15 protein-coding genes are annotated in these 15,300 nt (G+C 71.0%); 1 reads left to right on the top strand and 14 read right to left on the bottom strand.

The annotated features are described in order from the left end of the window. Nucleotides 1-6 precede the first annotated feature (6 nt). The 9 genes from ACIY1X_RS17625 to ACIY1X_RS17585 form a co-directional block, all read right to left on the bottom strand. Complete coding sequence (locus ACIY1X_RS17625; RefSeq protein WP_399682918.1) at nt 7-528, bottom strand: disulfide bond formation protein B; 522 nt, start codon at nt 526-528, stop codon at nt 7-9. After that, nucleotides 525-1,628, bottom strand: a complete 1,104-nt coding sequence (locus tag ACIY1X_RS17620; protein ID WP_399682915.1) for a sulfate/molybdate ABC transporter ATP-binding protein — start codon at nt 1,626-1,628, stop codon at nt 525-527. Before ACIY1X_RS17620 ends, ACIY1X_RS17625 begins: the two co-directional genes overlap by 4 nt. Next, a complete protein-coding gene (cysW, locus tag ACIY1X_RS17615; protein WP_399682913.1) occupies nt 1,625-2,524 on the bottom strand; it encodes a sulfate ABC transporter permease subunit CysW in 900 nt (299 codons plus the stop codon). Before cysW ends, ACIY1X_RS17620 begins: the two co-directional genes overlap by 4 nt. Nucleotides 2,525-2,538: 14 nt before the next feature. Then, on the bottom strand, nt 2,539-3,426 hold the full coding sequence (cysT, locus tag ACIY1X_RS17610) for a sulfate ABC transporter permease subunit CysT (RefSeq protein WP_399682910.1): 888 nt from the start codon (nt 3,424-3,426) through the stop codon (nt 2,539-2,541). Between the two features lie 4 nt (nt 3,427-3,430). After that, nucleotides 3,431-4,444, bottom strand: a complete 1,014-nt coding sequence (locus tag ACIY1X_RS17605) for a sulfate ABC transporter substrate-binding protein (protein ID WP_399682908.1) — start codon at nt 4,442-4,444, stop codon at nt 3,431-3,433. Next, a complete protein-coding gene (locus tag ACIY1X_RS17600; RefSeq protein WP_399682905.1) occupies nt 4,441-5,016 on the bottom strand; it encodes an RBBP9/YdeN family alpha/beta hydrolase in 576 nt (191 codons plus the stop codon). Before ACIY1X_RS17600 ends, ACIY1X_RS17605 begins: the two co-directional genes overlap by 4 nt. 16 nt (nt 5,017-5,032) lie before the next feature. Continuing rightward, the gene (locus ACIY1X_RS17595; RefSeq protein ID WP_399682903.1) at nt 5,033-5,674 is read right to left on the bottom strand and encodes a peroxiredoxin; all 642 of its coding nucleotides are present in this window, start codon (nt 5,672-5,674) and stop codon (nt 5,033-5,035) included. Between the two features lie 113 nt (nt 5,675-5,787). Then, complete coding sequence (locus ACIY1X_RS17590) at nt 5,788-8,259, bottom strand: adenosylcobalamin-dependent ribonucleoside-diphosphate reductase (protein ID WP_399682901.1); 2,472 nt, start codon at nt 8,257-8,259, stop codon at nt 5,788-5,790. A gap of 142 nt (nt 8,260-8,401) precedes the next feature. Then, nucleotides 8,402-9,352, bottom strand: a complete 951-nt coding sequence (locus tag ACIY1X_RS17585; RefSeq protein WP_399682898.1) for a LysR family transcriptional regulator — start codon at nt 9,350-9,352, stop codon at nt 8,402-8,404. A 133-nt stretch (nt 9,353-9,485) separates the two neighbouring features. On the opposite strand from ACIY1X_RS17585, the gene ACIY1X_RS17580 reads away from it, so the two are divergent. After that, entirely contained in the window at nt 9,486-10,136 is a 651-nt protein-coding gene (locus ACIY1X_RS17580; RefSeq protein WP_399682896.1) for an FMN-dependent NADH-azoreductase, read from the top strand. Between the two features lie 157 nt (nt 10,137-10,293). Here ACIY1X_RS17580 and ACIY1X_RS17575 read toward each other — a convergent pair whose 3' ends face one another. The 5 genes from ACIY1X_RS17575 to ACIY1X_RS17555 form a co-directional block, all read right to left on the bottom strand. Continuing rightward, the gene (locus ACIY1X_RS17575; protein WP_399682894.1) at nt 10,294-11,172 is read right to left on the bottom strand and encodes an HpcH/HpaI aldolase/citrate lyase family protein; all 879 of its coding nucleotides are present in this window, start codon (nt 11,170-11,172) and stop codon (nt 10,294-10,296) included. A gap of 19 nt (nt 11,173-11,191) precedes the next feature. Further along, a complete protein-coding gene (locus ACIY1X_RS17570) occupies nt 11,192-11,569 on the bottom strand; it encodes a VOC family protein (protein ID WP_399682892.1) in 378 nt (125 codons plus the stop codon). A gap of 36 nt (nt 11,570-11,605) precedes the next feature. Next, on the bottom strand, nt 11,606-12,610 hold the full coding sequence (locus tag ACIY1X_RS17565; protein ID WP_399682890.1) for a tripartite tricarboxylate transporter substrate-binding protein: 1,005 nt from the start codon (nt 12,608-12,610) through the stop codon (nt 11,606-11,608). Between the two features lie 111 nt (nt 12,611-12,721). Then, complete coding sequence (locus ACIY1X_RS17560; RefSeq protein WP_399682887.1) at nt 12,722-14,098, bottom strand: MmgE/PrpD family protein; 1,377 nt, start codon at nt 14,096-14,098, stop codon at nt 12,722-12,724. Next, nucleotides 14,095-15,300, bottom strand: a 1,206-nt coding sequence (locus tag ACIY1X_RS17555; RefSeq protein ID WP_399682885.1) for a CaiB/BaiF CoA transferase family protein, incomplete at its 5' end; no start/stop codon positions are given. The genes ACIY1X_RS17555 and ACIY1X_RS17560, both read right to left, overlap by 4 nt.

Below are 15,300 nucleotides of genomic sequence, written 5' to 3'. Positions count from 1 at the left end.
GCCGCTTCAGGCCGCGGCGAAGGACGGGCCCGAACGGCCCCTGCGGCTGAGCAGCAGGCCCAGAACGACCACGCCGAAGACGGTGAAGCAGATGAAGGACCAGTTGGCGATCGACAGGCCGAGGAAGGTCCAGTCGATCTGGCTGCAGTCGCCGCTGCCGCGGAAGATCATCGGGATGGCCCGCTGCAGCGGGAAGGATTCGATCATCCCGTAGATGTCGCGCCCGCAGCTCACGAACTCCGGCGGGTGCCATTGCAGCCAGCTCTGGCGGGCCGCCGTGTAGGCGCCGCCGACGGACGCGACGAGGGCCAGCAGCCCCCAGGTCTTCTGCAGGCCGGTGCGGCCCGTGGCGCCGGCCAGGCCGGTGAAGACGGCCACCAGCACGAGCGCATAGCGCTGCACCACGCACATCGGGCAGGGTTCGAGCCCCACCACGTGCTGCAGGTACATGCCGAAGGCCAGCATCGCCACGCAGGCGGCGCAGATGAGGGCGTAGGTGCGGCGCGGCGCGCCAAAGAGGAAGTTCAAATCCCGAGTCCTTGATCGACGAACACACGTGCCCTGCGCGGGTTGGCGACCACCGTGTCGCCCTCGCGCAGGCCCAGTTCCCGGAACTGCTGCGCAGGGATCTGCGCCTCGATGATGTTCCCGGAACCCGGATTGTCAGGATTCGTTTCGACCGGCTCCAGTTCCATCCGCGCGATGGGACCGACCACGATCGCCCGGCCGATGGTCGCCACGATGCCCTGCGGCTTGCCGCCGCCGGCCGCGAAGCGGGCGATGTCGAAGTCGTGCGGGCGCACGTAGGCCAGCGCCTTGGCGCCGTCGGCATCCTGCGCGTCGGCGGAGGGGAAGCGCACGCCCTGCACTTCCACCTCGCCCTCGTGGGCGCGGCCGTGGAACAGGTTCACGTCGCCCAGGAAGCCGTAGACGAAGGGGCTGGCGGGGTGGTCCCAGACCTCCTGCGGCGAGCCCACCTGCTCGATGCGGCCGGCGTTCATCAGCACCACGCGGTCGGCCACCTCCAGCGCCTCCTCCTGGTCGTGGGTGACGAAGATGGAGGTGACGTGCAGCTCGTCGTGCAGGCGGCGCAGCCAGCGGCGCAGCTCCTTGCGCACCTTGGCGTCCAGCGCGCCGAAGGGCTCGTCCAGCAGCAGCACCTTGGGCTCCACCGCCAGCGCGCGCGCCAAGGCGATGCGCTGGCGCTGGCCGCCCGAGAGCTGGGCCGGGTAGCGCTCAGCCAGCCAGTCCAGCTGCACCAGCTTGAGCAGGTCCATCACCTTGGCCTTGATCTGCGCCTCGCTCGGGCGCTGGCCGCGCGGCTTGACGCGCAGCCCGAAGGCCACGTTGTCGAACACGCTCATGTGGCGGAACAGCGCGTAGTGCTGGAACACGAAGCCCACCTGCCGCTCGCGCACGTGCACGTCGGTGGTGTCCTCGCCGCTGAACAGGATGCTGCCGCTGTCGGCCGTCTCCAGCCCCGCGATGATGCGCAGCAGCGTGGTCTTGCCGCAGCCCGAGGGGCCCAACAGGGCGAACAGCTCGCCCGAATCGATGTTCAGGCTGACGTCGCGCAGCGCGTGGAAGTCGCCGAAGCGCTTGCTGACGTTGCGGATCTCGATGCTCATGCGCTTGCTCCCGATGCCGGTTGCGGCCGCTCGGGCGGCAGCTCGGCGATGGCTTTCATTTCACGTTCGTGGCGCCATTCGGCGACCGTCTTGATGACCAGCGTGACCAGCGCCAGGATGGCCAGCAGCGAGGCCACGGCGAAGGCGGCGACCGACTGGTACTCGTTGTAGAGCACCTCCACGTGCAGCGGCATGGTGTTGGTCTGGCCGCGGATGTGGCCCGACACCACCGACACCGCGCCGAACTCGCCCATCGCCCGCGCGTTGCACAGGATGACGCCGTACAGCAGGCCCCACTTGATGTTGGGCAGCGTCACGTGCCGGAAGGTCTGCCAGCCGGTGGCGCCCAGCACGATGGCGGCCTGCTCCTCGTCGGTGCCCTGCGCCTGCATCAGCGGGATCAGCTCGCGCGCGATGAAGGGGAAGGTCACGAACACGGTGGCCAGCACGATGCCGGGCACGGCGAAGATGATCTTGATATCGTGCGCCGCCAGCCACGGGCCCAGCCAACCCTGCGCGCCGAAGACCAGCACGTAGATCAGGCCCGCCACCACCGGCGACACGGCGAAGGGCAGGTCGACCAGCGTGGTGAGGAAGGCCTTGCCCTTGAACTCGAACTTGGCGATGGCCCATGCCGCGGCGACGCCGAACACCAGGTTCAGCGGCACCGAGATGGCGGCGGTGATCAGCGTCAGGCGGATCGCGCTCCAGGCGTCGGGCTCCTTCAGCGCCTCTAAGTAGGCGTCCCAGCCCTTGCGCAGCGCCTCCGTCGCCACCGCGGCCAGCGGCAGCACCAGGAAGAAGAACATGAACAGCAGCGCCGCGCCGATCAGCGCCCAGCGCACGGCGGCCGACTCGGTGGTGCCGGCCTGAGCCCTGCCCAGGTTGGCGCGCATTCCCGTGCCTCCGCTCATGCCGACGCCCCCCGCTTGCGCTGCCAGCTCTGCAGCGCGTTGATGACCAGCAGCATCAGGAAGGAGAACACCAGCATCACCAGCGCCACCGCGGTGGCACCCTGGTAGTCGTACTGCTCCAGCTTGCCGATGATGACCAGCGGCGTGATCTCCGAGACCATGGGCATGTTGCCGGCGATGAAGATGACCGAGCCGTACTCGCCGATGGCGCGCGCGAAGGCCATCGCGAAGCCGGTGAGCAGCGCCGGCATGATGGACGGCAGGATCACCAGCCGGAAGGTCTGCCAGCGCGTGGCGCCCAGCGAGGTGGCGGCCTCCTCCAGCTCCTTCTCGGTGTCTTCCAGCACCGGCTGCACGGTGCGCACCACGAAGGGCAGCCCGATGAAGATCAGCGCCACCACCACGCCGGCGGGCGTGAAGGCCAGCTTGATGCCCATCGGCTCCAGGTACTGGCCGATCCAGCCGTTGCCGGCCAGCAGCGCCGTCAGCGAGATGCCGGCCACGGCGGTGGGCAGCGCGAAGGGCAGGTCCACCAGCGCGTCGACGATCTTCTTGCCGGGGAACTTGTAGCGCACCAGCACCCAGGCCACCAGCAGGCCGAAAAACAGGTTGGCCAGCGCCGCCAGGAAGGAGGCGCCGAAGGTCAGGCGGTACGAGGCCAGCACGCGCGGCGCCGTCACCGCCTCCCAGAACTGCTCCCAGCTCATGGTGAAGGTCTTGAAGACCAGCGTGGTGAGCGGGATGAGGACGATCAGGCACAGGTACAGCAGCGTGTACCCGAGCGTGAGATGGAAGCCCGGCAGCACCCGCTTGGCGCCGCCGGAGCGGGAACGTGAAACCGGCGCTGCCGCGGACGGCAGCGCCGGCGAGGCGGCACTGGTCATCGGGTTACTTGGCGCCGGGCGTGTAGATCTTGTCGAACTGGGCGCCGTCGTTGAAGTGCACCTTCTGCGCTTCGCTCAGGCTGCCGAACAGCTCCTGCACGGTGAACAGCTGCAGCGGCTTGAAGGTGTCGGCGTGCTTCTTCAGCACCGTCGGCGAGCGCGGGCGCAGCGCATGCTTGGCGGCGATCTCCTGCGCTTCTTCCGAGTAGAGGTAGTCGAGGTAGGCCTTGGCCAGCTCGCCCGTGCCCTTCTTGGCGGTGGTGCGTTCGACCACAGCCACCGGGTTCTCGGCCAGGATGCTGATGCTCGGGTACACGGCGTCGACCTTGCCGGCGCCGAAGTCGCGGTCGATGGAGACCACTTCCGACTCGAAGGTGATCAGCGCATCGCCGATGTTGCGCTGCAGGAAGGCGGTGGTCGCGTCGCGGCCGCCGCGCGCCAGCACCGGCACGTTCTTGAACAGCTTGCCCACGAACTCGGCGGCCTGCGCGTCGGTGCCGCCCTTCTTCTTCACGTAGCCCCAGGCGGCCAGGTAGGCGTAGCGGCCGTTGCCGCCGGTCTTGGGGTTGACGATCACGACCTGCGTGCCGGGCTTGACCAGGTCGTCCCAGTCCTTGATGCCCTTGGGGTTGCCCTTGCGCACCAGGATCAGCATGGTCGAGGTGGTGGGCGCCGCGTTGTCGGGGAAGCGCTTGGCCCAGTCCTTGGCCACCACGCCCTTGTCCGCCAGGAACTCGATGTCGGTGGTGGTGTTCATCGTCACCACGTCGGCGTCCAGGCCGTCGGCCACGGCGCGCGCCTGGGCGCTGGAGCCGGCGTGCGACTGGTCGACCTTCACGTCCTTGCCCGTGGTCTTCTTGTAGTGGGCGACGAAGGCGGTGTTGTAGTCCTTGTAGAACTCGCGCGCCACGTCATAGGAGACGTTGAGCAGCTGGCTGGCCTGCGCGAAGGCGTTGCCGGCCAGGGCCGAGGAAGCCACGGCCAGCGCGGCGGCGATGTTCTTGATCTTCGAAGTCATAGGGTTGCCAGGTTGTCAAAGGTCTCGCGCCGCACGCTCGGGCGCACGGGCGCATCCGTCAGCGATCCGAGCAGGGCCAGGCCCAGGGGCCAGTCGCCGTGCCCGGATTCGACGTTGATATGGCCCGCATTCTGCATGCGGACGAATTCGCTGCCCCAGGAACGGGCATAGGCGCCGGCGCGGCGCACCGGGCAGAAGGGGTCGTTGCTGCTGGCCACGACGATGCTGCGGTACGGCAGCGGCGTGCTGGGCACCGGCGCGAAGTCGTGCAGCACGGCGCGGCGCTCCGGGTCGGCCGGCGCCACCAGCAGCGCCCCGGCCACGCGCGCGGCCGCGGCCGGGCCCAGGTGCACGGTCGTGATGCAGCCCAGGCTGTGGGCGGCGATCACCACCGGGCCGGGCTGGGCCAGGACGAGCTTTTCCAGCGCGCCGACCCAGGGCCCGCGGTGCGGCGCGTCCCAGTCGTCCTGCACCACGCGCACCGCGCCCTGCATGCGCTCGGCCCACAGGCTCTGCCAGTGGCCGGGCCCGGAGTCGCGCCAGCCGGGGACGATGACGAGGGTGGGCTGCACGCCGGGGCCGCCCTGCTTACTTGTTGGGCTGCGGCGTGATGCGCAGGTAGGGGCGCACCGCGTTCCAGCCCTTGGGGAAGCGCGTCTTCAGCTCTTCCGGGTCCTGGATGCTCGGCACGATGACCACGTCGTCGCCGTCCTGCCAGTTCACCGGCGTGGCGACCTTGTGGCTGTCGGTGAGCTGCAGCGAGTCGATCACGCGCAGGATCTCGTCGAAGTTGCGCCCCGTGCTCGCCGGGTAGGTGATGGTGGCGCGGATCACGTGCTTCGGATCGATGATGAACACGCTGCGCACCGTGGCCGTGGTAGAGGCGTTGGGGTGGATCAGGTCGTACAACTCCGACACCTTGCGGTCGGCGTCGGCCAGGATCGGGAAGTCGACCGTCGTGTTCTGCGTCTCGTTGATGTCGCCGATCCACTTCTGGTGGCTGTCCACCGGGTCGACGCTGATGGCGATGGTCTTGACGCCGCGCTTGGCGAACTCGCCGCCCAGCGCCGCCGTCTTGCCCAGTTCGGTGGTGCACACCGGCGTGAAGTCGGCCGGGTGGGAGAACAGCACCACCCACGAGTCGCCCGCCCATTCGTGGAAGCGGATCGGACCCTTGGAGGAGTCCTGGGTGAAGTCGGGGGCGGTGTCGCCCAGTCGCAGCGTGGCCATGGCGGTCCTTTCAGCAATCGGAAACGGGATTGTCGGAAGCCCGCCACGGATAACAAACGAATATCTTCTTGTTTGAATATACCGGCCGGGGAATAAGCCGAATGGCTGCAGCCTCAGCCGCAACTGCCCATGTAGCCGCACTGCGTGCAGTAGTCGCAGCCGTCCTTGCGGATCATGGCGTGCGCGCCGCACTCGACGCATTTCTTGCCCGCCATGACGCCCGGCATCGGGACAGCGGCCGGGGCCGCCGCGGCCGGCGCCGGGGCGGCGGGCAGTTCGTCCGGCTCGAACAGCGAGCCCTGCGCGGACTGCTGCCGGCGCGCGATCAGGTTCTGGACGGCATAGGCGATGGCCGCCACCTCGCTGTCGTGCCAGCGCGGCACCTGGCCGCCGTCGGCCTTCTCGTAGGTGCCCAGACGCACCGGGCCGCGGTCCCAGGTGACCTTGCGCATGTCCGACAGGGCGCGGTCCAGGAAGCCGCCGCGCGCCGCCAGCGACAGCATGCGCATGGTGGCGGTGATCCACTGCTGCGACTCGCCGCTCTGCCCCACCGGCATGAAGAACTCGATGGCGCGCTCCATGTGGCGCCCGTCCTCGGTGACGATGGGCAGGAAGGACACCACCAGGTACAGCCGCTGCTGCCCTTCCTGCGTCCAGTACTCGACCTTCTCGGCCACCGCGTTCAGCGCGCCGCTGGGCCGGCTCTCGATGACGGTGCGCATGGGATCGACCGGCACCGGCGGGGCCGCGGGCGGCGGCGCCTCCTTCGCGGCCGGCGCCGTGGTTTCCAGCACCGCGCCGAGGATGCTGTTCGGGCGGTAGGTGGCCAGGCCCTTCAGCCCCGCCTCCCAGGCCGCGCGGTACAGGGTCTTGAAGTCCTCGTAGGGGTAGTCCTCGGGGATGTTGACCGTCTTGGAGATGGAGGTGTCCACGAAGGGCTGCACCGCCTGCATCATGGCCACGTGGTCGGCGGCGCTCATCTGCAGCGCATTCACGAAGTAGTCGGGCAGCGCGCCGTCGGTCGTCGCATCGGCGTCGACCAGCGCGCGGTACAGGCGGAAGGCGTGGTCCTCCACTGTGTAGCTGCTGCGGCTGCCGTCGGCCTCGCGCTTGTTGCGCGTGTAGCCCCAGCTGAACGCGGGCTCGATGCCGTTGCTGGCGTTGTCGGCGAAGGCCAGGCTGACGGTGCCGGTCGGCGCGATCGACAGCAGGTGGCTGTTGCGGATGCCGTGCTGGCGGATGGCGGCCTTGAGTTCCGCCGGCAGCCGGCTGGCGAAGGTGCCTTCGGCCAGGTAGCCCTCGGCCTGGAACTTCGGGAAGGCGCCCTTCTCCCGCGCCAGCTCGACCGAGGCGGCATAGGCGGCATCGCGCAGGGTGCGCGCGATGCGCGCTGCCATGTCACGGCCCTCCTGGCGGTCGTAGCGCAGCCGCAGCATGGTCAGGGCGTTGCCCAGGCCGGTGAAGCCCACGCCGATGCGGCGCTTGGCCGCGCTTTCCTCGCGCTGCTGGGGCAGCGGCCAGAAGGTCAGGTCCAGCACGTTGTCCAGCGCCCGCACCTGGGTGGCGACCACCTGCGCGAAGGCGTCGAAGTCGAAGGCCGGCTCGCCGCCCTCGCCGAAGGGGTGGCGCACAAAGTTCGTCAGGATGACCGGGCCGAGGTCGCAGCAGCCGTAGGGGGGCAGCGGCTGTTCGCCGCAGGGGTTGGTCGCCTCGATGCGCTCGCAGTAGCTGAGGTTGTTGTCCCTGCCGATCTGGTCCAGGAACAGGATGCCCGGCTCGGCGAAGTCGTAGGCTGACTTCATGATCGTGTCCCACAGCTCGCGCGCCGGCAGCCTGCGGTACACCCACTGGCCGTCGGCGCGCTGGTAGGCGCCCTTCGCCATCAGCTTGGGGCCGGGCGCGGCCTTGTGCGCCAGTTCCCAGTCGGCGCCGTCGATCACCGCCTGCATGAAGGCGTCGGATACGCCGACCGAGACGTTGAAGTTGTTCCAGCGTCCCGGCGTGCGCTTGGCGGTGATGAACTCCAGCACGTCCGGGTGGTCGATGCGCAGCACCCCCATCTGCGCGCCGCGCCGGCTGCCCGCGCTCTCGACCGTGGAACAGGACTGGTCGAACACGTTCATGTAGCTGCACGGGCCGCTGGCGATGGAGTGCGTGCCCTTGACGTCGGCGCCCTTGGGGCGGATGCGGCTGAAGTCGTAGCCCACGCCGCCGCCGCGGCGCATGGTCTCGGCGGCCTCGCGCAGCGCCTCGTAGATGCCGGGGTAGCCGTCCGCGTCGCGGCCCTGGATCGCGTCGCCTACCGGCTGCACGAAGCAGTTGATCAGCGTGGCCTGGATGTCGGTGCCGGCGGCGCTCATGATGCGGCCGGCGCCGATGGCGCCCGCGCGCAGGTTGTCCAGGAAGCGGCGCTCCCACTCGGCGCGCGGCGCCGGCTGCTCCACCGAGGCCAGGGCGCGGGCCACGCGTGCATAGAGCTGGTCGGCCGAGGTCTCGCCGGCCTTGAGGTACTTCTCGGCCAGCACGTCCTGGCTGATGGGCTGGGTGGCGAGCCGGACGGGGCCCGGCAGTTGATCTCTTTTCATGCAGTGGACTCCAGGGCGGCCGCGTCGGTGCGGACGCCGACCCGGCATTGTCCGCCTCCCGGCCGGGCCCACGACGCCGGCGCGGGCATCGGGTGCGTCACGAGACGCTACCGCCCCGCCCCGGCGCGGGCCTTGCCGCGGGTCAAGATGCCGGCAACGCGCAGCCGGCGCCGCGCTCGTGCGGGTCGCGCAGCGGATCGTCCTCCGCCAGGTGTTCGGACAGGAAGTCCAGCAGCGCCCGCACCGCCGGCACCCGCGCGCGGCGCGGCGGGAACATCGCATGCACGATGCCGCCCACCGGCGCCCAGCCCGGCAGCGCCTGCACCAGCCGGCCCTCGCGCAGGTCGTCGCGGCACAGGTAGTCGGGCAGCATGCCCGCGCCGACGCCGGCCAGCACCGCGTAGCGCAGCGTCGCCAGGTCGCCGGCCATGTAGCGCGGCGCCTGGACGTAGTGGAAGGTGGCGCCGCCGGGGCCGTGCAGCGTCATGCCCGCGCGGCCGTCGGCGGCCGTCATGGCCACGCTGTCCAGCCGTGCGAGGTCTTCCGGCCGCGCCGGCGGCCCGCTGCGGGCCAGCAGTTCGGGGGCGGCCAGCAGCAGGGCGCGGCTGTGCCCGAACACGCGCGCGGCCAGGCTGGCGCTGTTCTCGACCTGCGCGCGCACCCGCAGTGCCATGTCCATGCCCTCCTCGACCGGGTCCACCGGCCGGTTGACCACCAGCATCTCCACCCGCACCTGCGGATGGCGCCGCATGAAGCGCGGCAGCAGCACGCCGAGGCTGCTCTGCGCCAGCGTCACGGGGCAGCTCAGGCGCACCGTGCCGCGGGGCTCCTTCTGCTCGCGGGCCACGGCCTCCACCGCGGCGCCGGCCGCCTCGCGCACGTCCACGCAGTGGCGCAGGAAGGTTTCTCCCGCCGGCGTGAGCGACAGGCGCCGCGTGCTGCGTTGCAGCAGCTGCACGCCCAGCGAGGCCTCCAGCTCCGCCACCCGGCGCGACAGGCGCGACTTGGGGACGCCCAGCGCCCGGCTAGCGGCGCTGAAGCCGCCGCGCTCGGCCACCTCCGCGAAGAAAAGCATGTCGTTGAGGTCCTGCATGGTGCTCATTGTCCTGAATTCGGAACAAGTCGTCGCGTTTTCGGCGGCTTATCGAGAGATTGATCCATCCATAGACTATCCCCATCGCCGCCGCTTCCCGCTCCTGCGGCAGCCCCCCACCGAGGATTCCGACATGAAACTGCTCCACATCGATTCCAGCGTCCTGGGCGCCAACTCCGCCTCCCGCCAGCTCACGGCCGGCATCGTGGCCCAGTGGCAGGCCGCCCATCCCGGCACCAGCGTCGACTACCTCGACCTGGCCGCGGATGCGCCGAACCACTTCGGCCCCGACGCGCTGGGCATCAAGGTCGGCCAGCCGGCCGAGCCCACCGAGGCGCAGAAGCGCGAGAACGAGGTCTCCGAGCGGCTGATCAGCCAGTTCCTCGCGGCGGACGTGATCGTGGTCGGCGCCCCGCTCTACAACTTCTCGATTCCCACCCAGCTCAAGGCCTGGATCGACCGGCTGGCGCAGGCGGGCCGCACCTTCAAATACACCGACAAGGGCGCGGTCGGCCTGGCCGGCGGCAAGACGGTGATCGTCGCCTCCACCCGCGGCGGCCTGTACTCGACCACCGAGGCCGGCCAGGCGGCCGAGCACCAGGAGAGCTACCTGAAGGTGATCTTCGGCTTCTTCGGCATCACCGACGTGCGCTTCGTGCGCGCCGAGGGGCTGGCGATGGGTGATGAGGCGCGCAAGGCGGCCTTCGACGGCACGCGCGCGCAGATCGCGGCGGCCACGCGCGAGGGTGCGGCGAACCAGGACCGGGCGGCGCTGGTGGCCTGAGGGGCCGGCTCGGCGCCCTCTTCCGGGTCTTCCTTCCGGGCTTTCACGGAAGCGCGTTCAACCACCTCCACCGTTCACGCTGAGCTTGTCGAAGCGCGGCGCGAGGCTTCGACAGGCTCAGCCCGAACGGTGGGTGTTGATCAGACGCATATCTGCATCAACCGGCCGGGCGCACGCGCGCCTGCGCTCGCGCGTGCCGCGCCAACGTCTGCTCCGCCCGCTTGAGCACGGGCGCATCGACCATGCGCCCGTCCACCACGCACACGCCGCCGCCCGCCTCGCGCAGCGCCTGCTGCACGCGCCGCGCCTGTGCGACGGCCGCCTCGTCCGGATCGAACACGCCATGCAGCACCGGCACCTGCGCCGGGTGGATGCACAGCTTGCCGCCGAAGCCCATGCGCCGGGCGCGTTCGGCGTCGGCGGCCATGCGGGCGGCGTCGCGTGTGTCCACCGTCACGCCGTCCACCGGCGCCTGCAGCCCGGCGCGGCGCGAGGCCAGCACTAGCGCCATGCGCACGGGCAGCAATTCCTCTTCGTTCTCGCCGCAGTCGATGCCGGCGTCCACCTGGAAGTCCAGGTGGCCGAACACCAGCCGCGCCACCTGCGGCGCGGCGGCCAGGGCGTCCAGCGCATCGAGCCCGGCCACGCTTTCCACCAGCGGCAGCAAGGCAGCCCGCGCGCCGGCGGCCTGCGCCACCGCGTGCAGCGCCGGCGCCCGCTCGGCCTTCGGCACGACCACGCCGGCGATGCCCTGCGCCACCAGCGGGCCGAGTGCCTGCAGGTCGTCCGCATGCCAGGGCGTGCCCTCGGCATTGATCCGCACCAGCACGCGCGCTCGCCCGGCCGCCGCCAGCGCGCCCACCGCCTCGGCCAGCGCCGTGCGGGCCGCGGCCTTGTCGGCCGGCGCCACCGCGTCCTCCCAGTCGGCGATCACCATGTCGGCGCCGCCGGCCAGCGCCTTGGCCAGGCGCTCCGGCCGGTTGGCGGGCGCGAAGAGGAAGGAAGCGGCGTGCTGCGGCAGCTCGGGCAGGTTCATGGCGAAAGCGGGGGCGTGTTCAGGCGTAGACCGAGATCTCGACCAGGTTGCGGTCGGGGTCGCGCACGTAGACCGAGCGGATCGGGCCGCGCGCGCCGGTGCGCTGCACCGGGCCGCACTCGACGGGCACGCCGTGCGCCGCCAGGCGCTGCTGCACCTGCTCCAGCGGCACGGCGGCGATGAGGCACAGGTCCAGCGCGCCGGGCGTGGGATGCAGCGCCTTAGGCTCGAACTCGCGGCCCTTGACGTGCAGGTTGATCTTCTGCGCGCCGAAGACGAAGGCCTTGCGGCCCTCGCCGAAGGTCTGCAGCTGCATGCCCAGCACGGTGGCGTAGAAGTGCACGCAGGCCGCCTCGTCGGCGGTGGTGAGCACGAGGTGGTCCAGCCGGTCGATCATCGAAGTCTCCTTGCAGCACCGCCACCGTAGCCGCATTCACTCCGCGGTGACGCCGGCCGCCTTGATGACCTTGTCCCAGCGCGCCACCTCGGCCTCCAGGTGCTTGCGCAGGCCCTCGGGCGTGGCCTTGTCGGGCGTGGCCAGCTCCGAACTCAACTCGGCGATGCGCTGCTTCACGGTGGCGTCCTGCAGCGCGGCGTTCAGCGCCTTGTTGAGCGCAGCCAGCGCCTCCTGCGGCGTGCCCCTGGGCGTGTACATGCCGTGCCACACCTTCACGTCGAAGCCCTTGAAGCCCTGCTCGTCCAGCGTCGGGATCTGCGGCAGCGTGGGCTGGCGCTTCAGCGTGGTGACGCCGAAGACCTTGGCGCGCTTGCCGTCCTGGATGACGGGCACGGTCTGCGTGGTCTGGTCGCACAGCAGGTCCACCTGCCCGCCCATCAGGTCGTTCATGGCCGGGCCGGCGCCCTTGTAGGGCACGGTGGTCAGCTTCACGCCCGCCTGGTGCATGAACAGCATGCCGCACAGCTGCGACACCGCGCCGGTGCCGGCGTTGGCCAGCGAGACCTTGTCCTGGTTCTTCTTCACGTAGTCCAGCAGCTCGGGGAAGGTGCTGGCCGGGAAGTCCTTGCGCGAGAGCAGCGTCATCGGCACGTCCAGCACCTGGCCGATGTACTCGAAGTCCTTCAGCGGGTCGTAGGGCAGCTTCCTGTAGAGCGCCGGCGCGGTCGCCATGCCCATGTGGTGGATCAGGATGGTGTGGCCGTCGGCCCTGGCGCGGGCCACGCGCGCCGGCGCGATGGTGCCGCCGGCACCCACGGTGTTCTCCACCACCACGATCTGGCCGAGCGACCTGCCCATCGGCACGGCCAGCAGGCGCGCCACCACGTCGGTGGGGCCGCCGGCCGAGTACGGCACCACCAGCGTCACCGGCTTGTCGGGCCAGCCGGCCGCCTGCGCGGCGCCGCCGGCGCCCAGGGCCAGCGCGAAGGCCGCTGCACAGCGCAAGCGGGAAGCGAGGCGCGATCGGAAATGGAAAGTCACGGGGGTCTCCTTGAAGGTAGTGGGCGCTCGAACGCCTCTGGTTGGACACACGACGGCCCCGCGGACGGCGTCCGCGCCCAGGCTGCCGGATGGGAAAAACGGGCCGGCCCGTCAGGCCAGCAGCCGCTGCACGCGCGGCCACTGCGCGACGCGCCACAGGCGGTCCACCGCCTGGGCCACGCGCGCGGCGGGCAGGCCGGGGCTGCCATAGGCCGCCAGGCGCAGCGCCTTGGCGGTGATCTCCTCACGCGTGAGGGTGTTGCCGGGGTCGCCCTTGGGCTCCTCGACGCGGCCCTGCAGCGTGCGGCCGTCGGTGGCCAGCACCGTCACCTTGCCGATCCAGCGCTGCGGGTAGGCGGCGTCCACCTCGGCGTCGAGCACCATGCGCACCTTCTCGCGCAGCGCCACCGTCTCGGGCGCGAGGTACTGCGCGTCGAACTCGGTCAGCCCGGCATGGCCGAAGCGCGCGGCCAGGCCGAGCACGGTGCCCATCGAGAACTTGCTCTGGTGCACGGTGACGGGCGAGACCACCGGGCCCAGCACGTCGATGGCGCCCTGGTGCACGTGGCAGGTCACCTGCGCGATGTCGCCAGGCTGCAGGCCGTGCGCCTGCATCACCTGCAGCAGCGCGTCGGCGGCCGGATGCGTGTGGCGGCACGAGGCGTGCCACTTGAAGGAGGTCTCGGCGGTGGCCCAGCGTGTGCCGAGGCCGTCGGTCAGCTTCGCGGGATCGGCGTCGCTGGACATGCCCGCCGCCAGGCCCTGCGGGCCGGTGAAGATGTCCTGCGCGCCGGTGAAGCCGTCCTGCGCCAGGCAGGCCGCCATCAGCCCGGCGGCGGCCGCGTGCGCGGTGTGCAGCTGCTTGCTGTCGGCGCCGGTGCGCAAAAACTCCCACAGCCCCGCCGACTGCGTGCCGGCCGAGCCGAAGGCGTGCTGCATCTGCGCGGGCGTCAACTCCAGCAGGCGCCCCACCGCGGCCGCGGCGGCCAGCGTGCCGGCGGTGGCCGTGGTGTGGAAGACCTTGTAGTGGCTGCGGCCCAGGAACTCGCCGACGCGGATGCCCACCTCGTAGCCGGCCACGCAGGCGGCCATCAGCTGCTCGCCGCTGGCGCCGATGCGCTGCGCCACCGCCACCGCGGGCGGGAACACCACCGCCGCCGGGTGGAAGACCGAGCCGTTGTGCACGTCGTCCTGCTCGGCCACGTGCGAGGCCGCCGCATTCGCCAGCGCGGCCATCATGGGCGAGGTGGCGGCGTCCTGGCCGATCACCTCGCTCGGCCCGTCGGCCGACCCCTGCGGTCCCTGAGATATCGCGAAGCGCGCGATGCTGCGCACCGGCCGCGCCTCCTGCCCGGCCAGCACCGAGCCGAACCAGTCCACCCACAGGTCTTCGGCGCGGCGCTGCACGGGCGCGGGCACGTCCTGCCAGCGCAGCGTGGCGGCGAACTGCGCCAGGGGATGGACGGCGGCGTGGCTTTCCTGCTTCATGAGGCCTGCTCCGGTGATTCGTCGTTCTGCAGGGCGGCGATGCGCTCGGCCGTCCAGCCCAGCTCGGCCAGGATGGCGGCGGTGTGCTCGCCGACGGTGGGCACCGGGTCCATGCGGTAGTCGAAGGCGCTGCTCACGCCGGGCGGCAGCAGCGCGGGCACCTCGCCGGCCGGCGTGCCGACACTGCGCCAGCGATCGCGGGCCTTCAGCTGCGGGTGCGCCCACAGGTCGGCCATGTCGCTGACGCGGGCGTTGGCGATGCCCGTCTCGTCCAGGCGGCGCACCACCTCCTCGGCGCTGAGGGTGCCGAAGATGCCGAGGATCACGGCTTGCAGCGCCTCGCGGTGCTCGTTGCGCTTCGCGTTGCTGTCGAAGCGCGGGTCGGCGGCCAGCGCGGCGTCGCGCAGCACGCCTTCGCAGAAGGCCTTCCACTCGCGCTCGTTCTGCAGGCCCAGCATCACCGTACCGCTTTCACCCACGTCCTTGCCGGTGGCGAAGGGGCCGTAGGGGTAGATGCTGGCGTGCGAGGCGCCGGTGCGCGGCGGCGGCGGCGCGCCGTCGAAGGCGTAGTACATCGGGTAGCCCATCCACTCGCCCATCGCTTCCAGCATCGACACGTCGACGTGGCTGCCCTCACCGGTGCGGCCACGCAGCAGCAGGGCCGACAGGACGCTGGTGTAGGCGTACATGCCGGCGGCGATGTCGGCCACGGAGATGCCCGACTTGGCTGGCGTCTCGGGCGTGCCGGTGACGGACAGGAAGCCCGCCTCGCTCTGGATCAGCAGGTCGTAGGCCTTCTTGTCGCGGTAGGGGCCGTCGGCGCCGTAGCCGCTGATGTCGCAGACCACCAGGCGCGGGAAGCGCTCACGCAGCGCCTCATAGCCCAGGCCCATGCGCGCCGCCGCGCCCGGCGCCAGGTTCTGCACCAGCACGTCGGCGCGGCCGAGCAGCTCGATCAGCGCGGCCTGCGCCTCGGGCCGCTTCAGGTCCAGCGCCAGGCTTTCCTTGTTGCGGTTGAGCCAGGTGAAGTGCGAGGACTGGCCGCGCACGCGCTGGTCGTAGCCGCGCGCGAAGTCGCCGCTGCCGGGGCGCTCGACCTTGACGACGCGCGCGCCCAGGTCGGCGAGCTGGCGCGTGCAGAAGGGCGCGGCCACCGCGTGTTCGAGCGAGACGACGGTGATGCCGTCCAGCGGACGGGGGCG

The sequence above is a fragment of the Xenophilus sp. genome (genome assembly GCF_044462705.1).
In the GTDB taxonomy this organism is placed as follows: Bacteria; Pseudomonadota; Gammaproteobacteria; order Burkholderiales; family Burkholderiaceae_C; genus Xenophilus; species Xenophilus azovorans.
This window is presented reverse-complemented; position numbering and strand designations above follow the sequence as displayed.

Coding starts and splice junctions, on each gene's coding strand:
- ACIY1X_RS17570 (WP_399682892.1), bottom strand. CDS start 11,569: ATGATCGACCGGCTGGACCACCTCGTGCTCACCACCGCCGACGAGGCG.
- cysT (WP_399682910.1), bottom strand. CDS start 3,426: ATGACCAGTGCCGCCTCGCCGGCGCTGCCGTCCGCGGCAGCGCCGGTT.
- ACIY1X_RS17595 (WP_399682903.1), bottom strand. CDS start 5,674: ATGGCCACGCTGCGACTGGGCGACACCGCCCCCGACTTCACCCAGGAC.
- ACIY1X_RS17560 (WP_399682887.1), bottom strand. CDS start 14,098: ATGAAGCAGGAAAGCCACGCCGCCGTCCATCCCCTGGCGCAGTTCGCC.
- ACIY1X_RS17620 (WP_399682915.1), bottom strand. CDS start 1,628: ATGAGCATCGAGATCCGCAACGTCAGCAAGCGCTTCGGCGACTTCCAC.
- ACIY1X_RS17575 (WP_399682894.1), bottom strand. CDS start 11,172: ATGAACCTGCCCGAGCTGCCGCAGCACGCCGCTTCCTTCCTCTTCGCG.
- ACIY1X_RS17605 (WP_399682908.1), bottom strand. CDS start 4,444: ATGACTTCGAAGATCAAGAACATCGCCGCCGCGCTGGCCGTGGCTTCC.
- ACIY1X_RS17580 (WP_399682896.1), top strand. CDS start 9,486: ATGAAACTGCTCCACATCGATTCCAGCGTCCTGGGCGCCAACTCCGCC.
- ACIY1X_RS17590 (WP_399682901.1), bottom strand. CDS start 8,259: ATGAAAAGAGATCAACTGCCGGGCCCCGTCCGGCTCGCCACCCAGCCC.
- cysW (WP_399682913.1), bottom strand. CDS start 2,524: ATGCGCGCCAACCTGGGCAGGGCTCAGGCCGGCACCACCGAGTCGGCC.
- ACIY1X_RS17585 (WP_399682898.1), bottom strand. CDS start 9,352: ATGCAGGACCTCAACGACATGCTTTTCTTCGCGGAGGTGGCCGAGCGC.